This is a genomic window from Stenotrophomonas sp. YJH_SMC_133 (assembly GCF_059370655.1).
Genome location: NZ_JCAFTW010000009.1, coordinates 57526 through 70610 on the forward strand (window position 1 = coordinate 57526; position 13085 = coordinate 70610).

At 68.7% G+C, this 13085-nt stretch carries 11 protein-coding genes; 8 read left to right on the forward strand and 3 right to left on the reverse strand.

Features of this window, described 5'->3' with window-relative positions; genetic code table 11:
- The first annotated feature begins 7 nt into the window (after positions 1-7).
- Both queD and AC5P78_RS14095 read left to right on the forward strand, forming a co-directional pair.
- On the forward strand, positions 8-370 hold the full coding sequence (queD, locus tag AC5P78_RS14090; RefSeq protein ID WP_005407953.1) for a 6-carboxytetrahydropterin synthase QueD: 363 nt from the start codon (positions 8-10) through the stop codon (positions 368-370).
- 117 nt (positions 371-487) lie between these two features.
- Positions 488-835, forward strand: coding sequence for a phasin family protein (locus AC5P78_RS14095; protein ID WP_005407952.1), 348 nt, complete (start codon positions 488-490; stop codon positions 833-835).
- 768 nt (positions 836-1603) lie between these two features.
- Here the strand turns inward: AC5P78_RS14095 and asnB are convergent.
- Positions 1604-3505: an asparagine synthase (glutamine-hydrolyzing) gene (asnB, locus tag AC5P78_RS14100; RefSeq protein WP_049417429.1), complete on the reverse strand. Its 1902-nt coding sequence runs from the start codon at positions 3503-3505 to the stop codon at positions 1604-1606.
- A gap of 350 nt (positions 3506-3855) precedes the next feature.
- On the opposite strand from asnB, the gene AC5P78_RS14105 reads away from it, so the two are divergent.
- Both AC5P78_RS14105 and AC5P78_RS14110 read left to right on the forward strand, forming a co-directional pair.
- The gene (locus tag AC5P78_RS14105) at positions 3856-4545 is read left to right on the forward strand and encodes a winged helix-turn-helix domain-containing protein (protein WP_062608101.1); all 690 of its coding nucleotides are present in this window, start codon (positions 3856-3858) and stop codon (positions 4543-4545) included.
- Positions 4542-5888 carry an ATP-binding protein gene (locus AC5P78_RS14110; protein WP_044571165.1) on the forward strand — a complete coding sequence of 449 codons (1347 nt, stop codon included), beginning with the start codon at positions 4542-4544 and terminating at the stop codon, positions 5886-5888. The genes AC5P78_RS14105 and AC5P78_RS14110 overlap by 4 nt, the downstream gene beginning before the upstream one ends.
- Here the strand turns inward: AC5P78_RS14110 and AC5P78_RS14115 are convergent.
- Positions 5885-7354, reverse strand: a complete 1470-nt coding sequence (locus AC5P78_RS14115) for a sensor histidine kinase (RefSeq protein ID WP_414498308.1) — start codon at positions 7352-7354, stop codon at positions 5885-5887. The genes AC5P78_RS14110 and AC5P78_RS14115 overlap by 4 nt on opposite strands.
- A complete protein-coding gene (locus tag AC5P78_RS14120) occupies positions 7351-8070 on the reverse strand; it encodes a response regulator transcription factor (RefSeq protein ID WP_005407947.1) in 720 nt (239 codons plus the stop codon). The genes AC5P78_RS14115 and AC5P78_RS14120 overlap by 4 nt, the downstream gene beginning before the upstream one ends.
- A gap of 144 nt (positions 8071-8214) precedes the next feature.
- Here AC5P78_RS14120 and msrB point away from each other — a divergent pair, with 144 nt between their 5' ends.
- The 4 genes from msrB to AC5P78_RS14140 all read left to right on the forward strand — a co-directional run bounded on the left by msrB (position 8215) and on the right by AC5P78_RS14140 (position 13018).
- Complete coding sequence (msrB, locus tag AC5P78_RS14125; RefSeq protein ID WP_005407946.1) at positions 8215-8790, forward strand: peptide-methionine (R)-S-oxide reductase MsrB; 576 nt, start codon at positions 8215-8217, stop codon at positions 8788-8790.
- Between the two features lie 2 nt (positions 8791-8792).
- On the forward strand, positions 8793-10562 hold the full coding sequence (locus AC5P78_RS14130) for a cytochrome c biogenesis protein DipZ (RefSeq protein WP_414498307.1): 1770 nt from the start codon (positions 8793-8795) through the stop codon (positions 10560-10562).
- A 14-nt stretch (positions 10563-10576) separates the two neighbouring features.
- Positions 10577-11314, forward strand: coding sequence for a peptide-methionine (S)-S-oxide reductase MsrA (gene msrA, locus AC5P78_RS14135; protein ID WP_049402691.1), 738 nt, complete (start codon positions 10577-10579; stop codon positions 11312-11314).
- A 255-nt stretch (positions 11315-11569) separates the two neighbouring features.
- Entirely contained in the window at positions 11570-13018 is a 1449-nt protein-coding gene (locus AC5P78_RS14140; protein WP_076739394.1) for an aminotransferase-like domain-containing protein, read from the forward strand.
- The last annotated feature ends 67 nt before the right edge of the window (positions 13019-13085 follow it).

Consider the following 13085-nt stretch of genomic DNA (forward strand, 5'->3'; position numbering starts at 1 on the left):
TCGCGCCATGGAAATCTTCAAAGTCTTCATGCTCGAGGCGGCGCACCGCCTCCCCAACGTGCCGCCGGGGCACAAGTGCGCGCGTCTGCATGGCCACTCGTTCCGGGTGGAACTGAAGGTCGAGGGCGAGCCGGGGGCGCAGACCGGCTGGATCATGGACTTCGGCGACGTGAAGGCGGCCTTCCAGCCGATCTACGACCGCCTGGACCATCACTACCTCAATGACATCCCCGGCCTGGAGAACCCGACCAGCGAGAACCTGGCGGTGTGGATCTGGAACGAACTCAAGCCCAGCCTGCCGGCGCTGAGCGAGATCACCGTGCACGAAACCTGCACCTCCGGCTGCCGCTACCGCGGCCCGACGGCCTGATCAACCCATTGATCTAAAAGGTGTTTCAAAGGCGCCTGGGGCGCCTTTGTTATTTTTGTTGCATTGCCGCATCAACGGCGTATGCTGCAATGCATCAAGCCACTCCCTGATGCCCCCATGGCCGCCGCCTTCAGCGATCGCTTCAGTGATGCCACCCGCCAGCTCGCAGCCGCAGCAACCCGCGCGAACCGGTTGGCGTTGGAGAACGCGGAAAGCATGTTCGGCGTGCAGCTGAAGGCGATGGAGCGCAACCTGACCGCGACCGGCGGCTGGTTGGGGGAACTGGCCCGTAGTGACGACACGGCCGGGATGCTCAACAAGGGCGCACAGCTGTGGCAGGACAACCTGCAGCGGCTGGGCCAGGCCCAGCAGGACGTGGTCGGTCTCGGCCTGCAGGCCGGCAAGGCCTGGTCCGAACTGGTGCAGGGCTACAACGAATCAACGGCGGACGCGAACAACCACTGACGCGACGCAACGCTCATTGCGTGGGTCCCTCCCCCCACGCAATCCGGACCCGGCAGATCCCTCCCTCTGCCGGGTCTTTTTTTGCCTGGCGTCTGCATTGAAGAGCGCTTCCTCGTCTGGATTCGCCGCGAACTGAAGGGCCCCGCCGGGACAGGCAGGGGCCTGGGCAAATGTCCCCCGGCGCCGGCCGTTGGCCGTCACCTCCTCCTTTACTTTGCCCAAACCCCTGCCCGCCCCGACGAGGCTCGGCGTGCGGTGAGGAAAGCGCAGCACGCGCGGCCGCCTTTCAAGGAAGCGCCGACAAACTCCGAACGCCGGGCGGATGCCCTTGCGTACGAAGTAAAGGGGGAGGTGACGGCCAACGGCCGGCGCCGGAGGACATTCGTACGCAAGGGCATCCGCACGGCGCCACGCAGAATGAATCCGCCACACGCGTGTCTTCGTCCCGATTCCCCGCGAACTGACGGGCCCCGCCGAGACAAGCAGGGGCCTGGGCAAATGTCCCCCGGCGCCGGCCGTTGGCCGTCCCCTCCTCCTTTACTTTGCCCAACCCCCTGCCCGCCCCCGACGAGGCTCGGCTTGCGGCAGGAAAGGAAAAGCGCAGCGCTCGCGGCGCCTTTCAACGAGGCGTCGACGAACTCCGAACGCAGGGCGTAGGCCCTTGCGTACGAAGTAAAGGGGGAGGTGACGGCCAACGGCCGGCGCCGGAGGACATTCGTACGCAAGGGCCTACGCCCTGCGCCACGCAGAACAAACCGCGAAGGAATCTCAACGCCCGCGATTGACGTGCCAGTGCTGGTGCCACGCCTGGAACATCAGCACGTTCCACAGGTGCGTGTGCCACTTGCGTTCGCCACGCAGGAACGCTTCCCAGATGCCGCGCACGCGTGCCGCATCGAAGCAGCCCTGGTTGCGCAGCAGCTGCGGGTCCAGCAGTGCCTCCGCCCAGTCGCGCAGCGGGCCCGCCAACCAGCGCGCCATCGGCGGTCCGAAGCCGCGCTTGGGGCGATACACCAGCGGCTCGGGCAGGTAGCGCGCCAGCAGGTGCTTGAGGATCCGCTTGTGCTCACCGTCGTGGTACTTCAGGTGCTGCGGCAGGCGCCAGGCCAACCGCACCACCTCCATGTCCAGCAGCGGCGCGCGCGTCTCCACGCCCGCCGCCATGCCCGCACGATCGACCTTGGCGAGAATGCCCTCGGCCAGGTCCATGCGGAAATCCAGCAGCTGGATGCGGGCCTCGGCCGGCAGCGCCGTGTCCTGCTGCTGGAAGATCGTCATCGGCTCGCGTGCACCCAGCACCACCTGCGCCGGCTGCCGCCAGCGCGTCACGCGCTGCAGGTAGTGACCTTCCACGTCGTTGGCGGCGACTTCCGCCACCAGTGCGCGCCAGCCGCCCAGGCGGCCGCGCTCGACATTCATGCGGTTGCCGCTGCGCCGCGCCAGATCACGCACCCAGTCCGGCAGGCCACCGCACAGGCGCGCATTGCGCAGCGCGCGGCCATAGCTGGGGTGGCCGAAGAACAGTTCATCGCCACCGTCGCCGGTGAGGGCCACCGGCTTGCGCGCGCCCAGCAGTTCACTGGCCAGCAGGGTCGGCAGCTGCGAGGCATCGGCGAACGGTTCGCACCAGACCTGCGGCAGCCGCTGCAGCAGATCCAGGCCTTGTCGCGCATCCATCCGGTGCAGATGATGCTGCACGCCCAGATGCCGCGCGACCTGCGAGGCCCAATCGCTCTCGTCATGGCCGGGATCATCGAAGCCAACCGTCCACGCTTCGATCGGAAGCGTCGACTGTGCCTGCATCATCGCCGTCACCAGCGAGGAATCGGTGCCGCCGGACAGGAACGCACCGCAGGCCAGCGGCGAATGCATGCGTGCGGCGATGGCCTTCTGCAACGCAGTTTCCAGCTGGTCGGTCGCCTGCTCCAGGCTCGGCGCCGGCAGCAGCGGTTCCTGCAGTGCGCTCTGCATCGCATCGCGTGCGCACCAGTAGCGTGAACCACCCTGTGCGGCCTGGCTGGAGCCGCCAGCCGCATGGTCATTCAGATCGACGCGCAGCATCGCGCCTGCCACCAGCTTGTGGATGCCGCGGTAGATGGTGTGCGGTGCCGGCACGTAGTCATGGCGCAGCAGCAGGCTCAGCGCATCCTGGTCGATGCTCGGGGCGAAACCGGCAAAGGCCTGGAGTGCCTTCATTTCCGAGGCGAACAGGAACCGGCCCTGGTACCAGCCGTAGTACAGCGGCCGCTCGCCAACCGGGTCGCGGGCCAGCCACAGTTCGCGCGACTCGCGGTCCCATACGCTGAAACCGAACGCGCCCTCGATGCGGGAAAGCGCCCGTTCCACGCCCCATTCGATGATCGCCTGCAGCAGCAGCCGCGCATCGCTGCAGCTGCGTGGCAGATCGCGCAGCTGCGACTGCAGGTCGGCCCGGTTGTACAACCGGCCATCCAGGCACAGCACGTAACGGCCACAGTCCGAACTCAGGGGCTGCAACGGCGTATCGGTTGGCGCCCGGCAGTGGCCCAGCGCCAGGCCGGCCTCGGCGTCGGTCCAGTAGCCGATGCGCCCCCGGCCGCGCTGCTGCAGGGCGCGCAGCATTGGCGCCAGCTGCTGCAGCAGGTGTTCGTCCTCGGCGGGCGGCAGCCAGGCCCCGACCACGCCGCTCATCGGGCACCTCCGCAGCGGCAGCGGCGGGACGGGTTCAGCAGGCAGGCGGCGGCGGGCGACATGGGAGCGACACGCGGAGCGGAGGAGACTCCATGCTCGGCCCGCCCCCGGCCCTGCGTCAGTCGCTTTGCTGTCAGCGATGGTCACCGTGCGTATCACGAAGGTAACGTTTTGTAACAGCATCAGGCTATGCTGGACGCCAAGTTGTTGCCAGGCCTGAGGCCCGGCCCGTGCGCCAGCAACCCCGGCTGAATGGCGCCCGCCCCCGGGACCCGGGCGGCCCGAAGGCTGGGATAGCATCGCCGCGCTCGTGCCGTGGCGGTACGTGTGCGTCCACGGAGGCCTTGAAAATGCTGGATATCGTACTGGTCGAAGACGATGCCCGCCTGGGTACGATGGTCAGCGACTATCTGCAGCGGCATGGCTATCAGGTGGCCCACGAGCGCAGCGGTGAGCGTGCGGTGGCCCGGATCCTGGCCGACAAGCCCGCCCTGGTCCTGCTCGATGTCGGCCTGCCCGACCAGGATGGTTTCGAAGTGTGTCGGCAGATCCGCCCCCACTATGACGGCATCATCTGCGTGCTGACCGCCCGCACCGACAACATCGACCAGGTGCTGGGACTGGAACTGGGCGCCGATGATTACATCGGCAAGCCGATCGAACCACGGGTGCTGCTGGCCCGCCTGCGCGCCCACCTGCGCCGCCACCGCCGGGTCGAACCACGCGACGGCAGCCTCCGCTTCGGCGAGCTGAGCATCGATCCGTCCACCCGCAACGTGCACCTGCAGAGCGCGCTGCTGGAGCTCACCACTGCCGAGTTCGACCTGCTGTTCCTGCTGGCCAGCAATGCCGGCCAGATCCTGGACCGCGATGCGCTGCTGCGCGGCCTGCGCGGGATCGCCTTCGACGGCCTGGACCGTTCGATCGATGCACGCATCTCGCGCCTGCGCCGCAAGCTGGGCGACAACCCTGAACAACCGGAGCGGATCAAGACCGTGCGGGGCCGCGGCTACCTGTTCAGCCGCTCGGCATGGGGATGAAGCGCACGCCCTCGGCGATGCGCGGCCACGCCTTCCACTTCCTGCGCTACGGCATCGGCTTCCTGGTCGCCCACCTGCTACTGATCGTGCTGGGCCTGTGGGCCTGGGATGCGCTGCTGGAAGACCGCACCGAAGCCGGACTGCTGGCCGAGATGCGCGGTACCCATGCCCTGCTGCAGCACCGCTTCGCCGAAACCCCGCGCGAGCAGTGGCCGACGCTGGCGCGCGAACTGGACGCCGACTTCGCCTATGCCCTGCGCATGGTGCCGTTGGCAGAGGCGATGAAGGCGCTGCCGGCCAGCCAGCGCCCCCCCTTCAGCAACGGCCGGGTGCAGATCGACCTGGAGCACATGCGCAGCCTGCAGCGGATCGGCGACAGCGACTACGCGGTGATGCTGGGGCCGTTGGACGAAGCGCTGCCTGACGAGGGCTGGCAGGACAGCGAAGTGTCAGGCGTGGCGATCCTGCTGCTGATCCTGATGGTGGCCGTGGCGCTGCCGATGTACGTGATGGTCTACCGCCTGTGGCGCGACGTCTCGCAGCTGGCCCAGGCCGCCCGGCAGATGCGCGACGGACAGCTGGACACGCGCGCCCCGCGCGCCGGCACTGCGCTGGTGCGGCCGCTGGCCAATGCCTTCAATCACATGGCCGAGCAGCTGCAGCAGCTGCTGGAAAGCCAGCGCGTGCTGGCCCAGGCAGTGGCGCACGAAGTCCGCACGCCGCTGGCACGGATGCGTTTCGGCCTGGCCGACCTGGAGGACACCGCGCTGGACGAGATCCAGCGTGATGCCTTGGGCGGCCTGCGCACTGATGTCGATCGGCTGCAGCACCTCACCGATGCCGGCGTCGAGTACGCCGCGCTCGGCCGCTGCCATCAGCTGACCCGCCAGCGCCTGCAGCTGGCGGCACTGGTACGTGGCGTGGTGGCCCAGTTCGCACCGCTGCCGATGCCGGTACAGCAGGTGCTATCGCCGGCGGGCCTGGTCAACGTCAACCGGCACATGCTGGAACTGGCATTGCGCAACCTGCTCGGCAATGCCCTGCGCTATGCGCGGCGGCAGATCCGTATCGCCAGCACGGTCAACGACGGCTGGCTGTGCCTGCAGGTGGAGGACGATGGCCCCGGCATCGCACCCGAACTGCGCGGCCAGGTGCTGCAACCCTATGTGCGGCTGGATCCGGGTAGCCCCGGTTTCGGCCTCGGACTGGCGCTGGTGCAGGTGGTGGCCGACAAGCATGGCGGCCTGGTCGAAGTAACCGATTCGGAGCTGGGTGGTGCCTGCATCCGACTGCACCTGCCGCTGGAAAGCGGCGCTGCCGTGGAGTGCGATGCGGCCTGCTAGGCCGCTGGTTCCGCACGCGGCAACGCAAACGCGAACAACGCACCGCGCTCGCTGTCACGCAGTTCGATGCGACGGCCGTGCAACTGCACGATGCGCTGCACGATCAGCAGGCCCAACCCGCCGTTCTCTCCACGTCGCGCGCCCAGCGCGGCCGGTGCCTGGAACAGCTGCGTGCGCAGTGCAGGGGCAACACCAGGTCCATCATCGGCCACGCTCACCTCCACGCTGTCCGGCGTCGCGCGCAGGCACACCTCGATCCGCCCACCGTCGGGCGCATGCCGCAGCGCGTTGTCGAGCAGGTTGGTCAGCACCCGCTCGACCAGGCCCAGATCGGCGCGCACCAGCGGCAGGCCGGGCGGGAAGTCCGCGTGCAGGTACTGGTTGCGAGCCTGCGCCGCCAGCTCGAATTTCTGCAGCACGTCCTGCAGCAGCTCCGGCAATGCGAACACCTCCAACTCCAGGCGCACTTCGCCATGTTCCAGCCGCGCCAGCTCGAACAGCGCACGCGCCAGCCGGCCAACCTTGGCGCTCTGCGCCAGCGCGATACCGAGGTAGCGGCGGCGCTCGTCCGGCGACAGCGTGGCGTCCTTCAGCGCCAGCGTTTCCAGATAGCCGTGCAGCGATGACAACGGCGTGCGCAGGTCGTGCGAGATGTTGGCGACCAGCTCGCGGCGCTGCAGGTCCTGCTGGCGCAGCTGCTGCCACTGCTCGCCCAGCCGCTGCGCCATCTGCGCGTGTGCGTGTTCGAGGATCACCAGCTCGTCGCGCTCACCGGGACGCAGCGGCTCCGGCGGCGGCAACGGCGTGGGTGCGTCGATGTCGAAGGCCTGGATGCGCCGGGTCAGCCGCCGCAGCGGGCGCGTCACCCAGTAGAAGGCCACCAGCCCGGCCAGCAGGCCCAGGCTGCCGACCAGCATCACCGACCACAGCGTGGTGTTCCACTGGCTGCCGGCGGCAAGGTCGTCGGACAGCATCTGACGGTGTTCGCCGACCAGCACCACGTACACATAACCGGCCTGGCGACCCTGCACGATCAGCGGCGCGGCACTGAACACCTTGCGGCCGTCCGTGCTGCGCGGGTCATCGCCCAGGATCGGCAACGGCGCACCGGCCAGCAGCCGACGCAGCGGTGCCACGTCCACCCGGTTGCGCACCAGATGGCCTGTCGGCGCATCGTGGCCGAGGATGCGGCCCTGGTCGTCCAGCAGGTAGACCTCGACGCTGGGGTTGACCGCCATCAGCTGGCCGAACAGCGCGCGCACCGCGGCATCACGCATGCCGCTGGTGTCCATCAGTTCGCTGCGCTGGGCAATGTGCTCGGCCAGGCCCAGCGACAACCGCTGCACCACTTCCTGCTCGTGGCGGGTGTTGGCGCGCATCTGCAGCGCCAGCAGCGCCATGCAGCACATCAGCATCAGCGCAGCGATCACCGCCGCCAGCTTCTGCCACAGGTTCGGCTTGATCATGCCGCCGCCCCGGCCGGATCGACCAGCTTGTAGCCACGGCCCCACACCGTCAGCAGCCGCCGTGGATTGGCCGGGTCCGGCTCGATCTTGCTGCGCAGGCGATTGATGTGGGTGTTGACCGTGTGCTCGTAGCCATCGTGCTGGTAGCCCCAGACCTGGTTGAGCAGTTCCATGCGCGCGAACACCTGGTCCGGATGACGGGCGAAGAACAGCAGCAGGTCGAACTCGCGCGGGGTCAGCTCCAGTGCGTTGCCATCCACTGAGGCGGTACGCGCGACCGGGTCCAGCTGCAGGCCGCCCAGCTCGATCGCGCCGGCATCGATGCGCGCGCTCTGCGCCATCGCCTCGGCCCGGCGCAGCAATGCGCGCACCCGTGCCACCAGTTCCGGCATCGAGAAGGGCTTGGCCAGGTAATCATCCGCCCCCAGTTCCAGGCCGACGATGCGCTGCGTTTCGCTGCCTCGCGCGCTGATGATGATGATCGGCACATAGCGCGCCATCGCGCGTGCACGCTGGCACACCTGCAAGCCGTCCACGCCGGGCAGCATCACGTCCAGCACCAGCGCATCCCATGGCCCTTCCTGCTCGAGCAGGCGCAGGCCGGCATCGCCGCTGGCGGCATGGGCGACGTCGTAGCCCTCATCGCCCAGATGCATGCGCAGCAGGTCGGCGATGTGGGCATCGTCTTCAACGATCAGCACGCGTTTGGTGGACATCGGCAGCTCGGGGCCAGTGGGGAGGCTGGCTGCATTGTGGCGCGGGATAGACGCCGATACCTCACGAAAAATTGAATCCTGCGTGAGGATTCGTTGACCCGGGCGGGCGCAGCATGGCCCCGTCGCCCCTTCCCGGAGTCCGCCATGTCCCTTACCCGACGCCATCTGCTGGGCCTGGGCGGTGTTGCCACCGCCGCCGGCCTGCTCGGTCTGGGGGCCTGCAGCCGTGCCGCCCCGGCCGCCGCTGAAGCGCGCCCGTCGCGACAGTTCGAGGTCATGCGCAGCGATGCCGACTGGCGCCAGCGCCTGACCCCGGCGCAGTACGCAGTGCTGCGCCAGCAGGCGACCGAGCGCCCGTACAGCAGCCCGCTCAACAAGGAACACCGGCAGGGCACGTTTGCCTGCGCCGGCTGTGCGCTGCCGCTGTTCTCCTCCTCCACCAAGTTCGAGAGCGGCACCGGCTGGCCCAGCTTCTGGGCGCCGCTGCACAACGCCATCGGCGAAGACCGCGACGTCACCTTCGGCATGCTGCGGGTGGAGGTGCACTGCCGCCGCTGCGGTGGCCACCTCGGCCATGTGTTCAACGACGGGCCTCGCCCAACCGGACTTCGCTACTGCATGAACGGCGCGGCGATGGTGTTCGTTCCCGGTGCCGCTGAGGGCGGTACTGCCGATGGCTGGCGGGTGCCGGTCGGTTCTTCCCCTGCTTCCGGAGCCTGACGATGCTGCTGTTGCTGCTTGCCTACCTGGGGGGCGCGCTGACCCTGCTCAGTCCCTGCATCCTGCCGGTGCTGCCGTTCGTGTTCGCGCGTGCCGACCGCCCCTTCCTGCGCAGCACGCTGCCGCTGCTGCTGGGCATGGCACTCACCTTCACCGTGGTCGCCAGCCTGGCTGCGGTGGGCAGCCAATGGGTGGCACAGGCCAACCAGGTCGGACGCTGGATCGCCCTGCTGCTGATGGCGCTGTTCGCACTGGCATTGCTCTGGCCACGACTGGCCGACCATCTGCTGGCGCCGTTCCAGCGCGTGGGTGCCCGCTTGAGCGCGCGTGCCGATGCGACCGACGCAGCGGGGCGTGGCGGTGCGTGGACCTCGCTGCTGATCGGCATCGCCACCGGCCTGCTGTGGGCGCCCTGCGCCGGGCCGATCCTCGGCCTGGTGCTGACCGGTGCCGCGCTGCACGGGGCAAGCGCCGGCACCAGCACGCTGCTGCTGGCCTACGCACTGGGCGCGATTACCGCACTGGCGCTGGCGGTATGGGTAGGTGGCCGCGTGTTCCGCGCGCTGCAGGCGCGGCTCGGCCTCGGCGATGTGCTGCGCAAGGTACTGGGCGTGGCTGCACTGCTGGCGGTGGTGGCGATCGGCCTGGGCTGGGATACCGGCCTGCTGACCCGCCTGTCCACGGTCAGCACCGCGCGCATCGAGCAGGGCCTGCTGGATGCCGTTCCCGGCGCGCAACCGGCAGCACCGTCGATGACGATGATGGCGGGCCCCGATGCGGGTGCCAGTGCACCGCTGCCAGTGGAAGGCACCCTGCCCGCGCTGGATGGTGCCACCGGCTGGCTCAACAGCCCGCCGCTGACGGCCCAGCAGCTGCGCGGCAAGGTGGTGCTGGTCGATTTCTGGACGTACTCGTGCATCAACTGCCTGCGCGCGATGCCGTTCGTGCACGAATGGGAGCGCCGTTATCGCGACCACGGCCTGGTAGTGGTCGGCGTGCACACCCCGGAGTTCGCCTTCGAGCGTGACCCGCGCAACGTCATGAAGGCGGTGCAGCAGCTGAAGGTTGAGTACCCGGTGGCACTGGACAACCAGTACACGATCTGGCGCGCGTTCAACAACCGCTACTGGCCGGCGCAGTACTTCGTCGATGCGCAGGGCAACATCCGCGGCCACCAGTTCGGCGAGGGCAACTATGCGCGCTCGGAACAGGTGATCCGTCGCTTGCTGACCGAGGCCGGCCAGACGAACCTACCGCCGCCGGCCGATCCGGCCGCCGCCGATCTGAAGGGCGTGGCTGCGCAGGCCGACATGGGCAATCTGCGCTCGCCGGAAACCTATCTGGGCCACGCCCGTGCCGAGCAGTTCGCCTCGCCCGGTGGGCAGCGCAGCGACACCGCGTTCGACTACACGTTGCCGGCCAGCCTGGCGTTGAACCAGTGGGGCCTGTCCGGACGCTGGACCGTTACCGACGAGGCTGCGCAGCTGCAGCAAGCCGGTGGCCGCATCGCCTTCCAGTTCCATGCGCGCGACCTGCACCTGGTGCTGGCACCGGGCCAGGAAGGAAAGCCGGTGCGCTTCCGCGTCCTGCTGGATGGCAAGCCATTGCCCGCCACCGATGCCGGCACTGATGTCGGCGCCGATGGCAGCGGCGTGGTCGACGAGCACCGCCTCTACCAGCTGGTGCGCCAACGCGGCACGGTCAGCCCGCACCGCTTCGAGATCGAGTTCCTCGATGCGGGCGTGCAGGCCTATGCCTTCACCTTCGGTTGAACCGGGAGGACACGATGAAATTCTCCTTTGAACAGGGCATTGCCGCTGGCGTTGCCGGACTGGTGGCCACGGCACTCATCGCCGGCGTGCTGCTCGTTGACCATGGCGCCATCGCGGCACCGGTCGAAGCCAGCGCGCAGACCCAGGCACTCCCTGTACCCACGGGCGACGCTGCGTTCCGCGATGACGCCACCCACGCCAGCGTGGTGTTCGCCGGCGGTTGCTTCTGGGGCGTGCAGGGTGTGTTCCAGCATGTCAAAGGCGTGAGTAATGCGGTGTCCGGCTACATCGGTGGCAGCGCTGCCAATGCCCGCTATGAGCGGGTCAGCAGCGGTCAGACCGGTCATGCCGAAGCGGTGAAGGTCGACTACGACCCACGCCAGGTCAGCTATGGGCAGTTGATGCAGGTGTTCTTCTCGGTGGTGCACGACCCGACCCAGCTCAACCGCCAGGGGCCCGACCACGGCAGCCAGTACCGGTCGGCGATCTTCACTGATGACGCCCGCCAGCAGGCAGCCAGCCGCGCCTACATCGCCCAGCTCGGCCAGGCCGGCAGCTACCGCGCACCGATCGTCACCCAGCTGGTCAGCGGCCAGCGCTTCTACCCGGCCGAGAGCTACCACCAGAACTACATGACCAACTACCCGCAGGCCGCGTACATCCGCTACTACGACGCGCCGAAGCTGGCCGCGCTGGGCAGGCAGTTCCCGGGGCTGTACCGGCGCGATGCGGTGCTGGTGCCGATGCGCTGACGGCATTTCCGTGGGGCCGGCTGGCGCTCGGTGACGCTCCTGCCAATGCGGTAACGATCCGGGTAGTGCCGGCCGCTGGCCGGCTCTTGCGGTTCCAGGGAATGCCGGCCAGCGGCCGGCACTACCAAAAAAAGACGCACGGCCATCCAGCCGTGCGCTTGGAAAGTACCGGCCGTGCCCCGATCAGGCCCGGCCGACAACGACATGCTAGGCTCGCCGTCATCATGGGTACAGCACCAGATGGCGGGAAACTCGATGGATACAGATGATCAGAGCGCAATGATCCCCCCCCGCTACCAACGGCTGTCCGACGAACTGGCCGAGGCCATCCACGGCGGACGCCTTCCGGTCGGCAGCCGCCTGCCCTCGCTGCGGCAGATGGCCCTGCAGCGCCGGCTCAGCCTGAACACGGTGATTGCCGCCTACCGCCAGCTGGAAGACGCTGGCCTGGTCATTCCGCGGCCGAAAGCCGGCTTCGAGGTGGCGCCGCGGCTGTCGGTGCCGGAACGTTCGCTGCGCGACACGCCTTCTGCGCCCACCGCGCCGCTGCAGCAGGTACTGATGGCCCGCGTGCTGGAAGCACAGCGCCGCCCCGGCGTGATCGACCTGGCCTTTGCCGGCCCGCGCGGTCGCCAGTTCTACCCCGGCGCGCAGCTGGCCAAGCACACGGCGCAGGTACTGCGCCATGGCCAGCAGACCGTGGAGACCTATGCACGCCCCAACGGCTCGCCACGGCTGCTGGCGCAGATCGTGCGCCGCGGCCCGCGCATGGGCCTGCATACCCACAGCGAACGCCTGCTGCTGACCCACGGTGCGATGGAAGGGCTGCAGCTGGCGCTACGCGCGGTCACCCAGCCCGGTGATGCGGTCGGCATCGAGGCGCCGTCCTACTTCAACCTCTACCCGTTGCTGGCCAACCTCGGCCTGCAGGCCATCGAACTGCCCACCCACCCGCAGCTCGGCCTGGATGTGGATGCGCTGGATGCGCTGCTGGAGCACACGCCGCTGGCCGCACTGGTGGTGATGCCGACCGTGCACAACCCGCTCGGCTGCACCATGCCGACCGCCGCCAAGCAACGCCTGGCCGAACTGGTCAACGCACGCCAGCTGCCGCTGATCGAAGATGCGGTGTATGCCGAGCTGCAGTTCTGCGAACCGCCGGCACCGCTCCTGAAGGCCTTCGATCGCGGTGGCTGGGTGATGGTGGTCGGCGGCTTTTCCAAGACGCTGGCGCCGGATTACCGCATCGGCTGGCTCGATGGCGGCCGCTTCGCCGAGCGCATCGCGCTGCTGAAATTCCAGTCCACCGGCGGCGAGCCGCAGCTGCTGGGCGACGCGGTGGCGGCCTATCTGGAAGCGGGCAGCTACGAGCACCACCTGCATCGCATGCGCCGGCTGTACCGCGAACAGGTCGGACGGCTGCGCCAGCTGGTGGCCGAACACTTCCCGGCCGGCACCCGCGCCACCGAACCGCAGGGTGGCTTCCTGCTGTGGCTGGAACTGCCCGGCGTGGACACGCGCGAGCTGTTCGAGCGTGCACTGCAGGAGGACATCGTGTTCATGCCCGGCCAGGTGTATTCACGCGGCGCGCGGTATCGCCATTGCCTGCGGCTGTCGTGCTGCCAGACGCTGGATGCACGCTTCATCGGCGCGGTGGAGCGGTTGGGTGCGATCGCGCGGGAGCTGGCGGCCGCAGCACGGTAGTGCCGGCCGCTGGCCGGCAACTGCACGCAGGTGGATACATCGAGGTTGCCGGCCAGCGGCCGGCACT

What these genes read in the sequence shown, in the direction of transcription:
- asnB (WP_049417429.1), bottom strand. Translation starts at nt 3,505, where the DNA reads ATGAGCGGCGTGGTCGGGGCCTGGCTGCCGCCCGCCGAGGACGAACAC.
- AC5P78_RS14140 (WP_076739394.1), top strand. Translation starts at nt 11,570, where the DNA reads ATGGATACAGATGATCAGAGCGCAATGATCCCCCCCCGCTACCAACGG.
- msrB (WP_005407946.1), top strand. Translation starts at nt 8,215, where the DNA reads ATGTCCCTTACCCGACGCCATCTGCTGGGCCTGGGCGGTGTTGCCACC.
- AC5P78_RS14130 (WP_414498307.1), top strand. Translation starts at nt 8,793, where the DNA reads ATGCTGCTGTTGCTGCTTGCCTACCTGGGGGGCGCGCTGACCCTGCTC.
- AC5P78_RS14095 (WP_005407952.1), top strand. Translation starts at nt 488, where the DNA reads ATGGCCGCCGCCTTCAGCGATCGCTTCAGTGATGCCACCCGCCAGCTC.
- AC5P78_RS14105 (WP_062608101.1), top strand. Translation starts at nt 3,856, where the DNA reads ATGCTGGATATCGTACTGGTCGAAGACGATGCCCGCCTGGGTACGATG.
- AC5P78_RS14120 (WP_005407947.1), bottom strand. Translation starts at nt 8,070, where the DNA reads ATGTCCACCAAACGCGTGCTGATCGTTGAAGACGATGCCCACATCGCC.
- msrA (WP_049402691.1), top strand. Translation starts at nt 10,577, where the DNA reads ATGAAATTCTCCTTTGAACAGGGCATTGCCGCTGGCGTTGCCGGACTG.
- AC5P78_RS14110 (WP_044571165.1), top strand. Translation starts at nt 4,542, where the DNA reads ATGAAGCGCACGCCCTCGGCGATGCGCGGCCACGCCTTCCACTTCCTG.
- queD (WP_005407953.1), top strand. Translation starts at nt 8, where the DNA reads ATGGAAATCTTCAAAGTCTTCATGCTCGAGGCGGCGCACCGCCTCCCC.
- AC5P78_RS14115 (WP_414498308.1), bottom strand. Translation starts at nt 7,354, where the DNA reads ATGATCAAGCCGAACCTGTGGCAGAAGCTGGCGGCGGTGATCGCTGCG.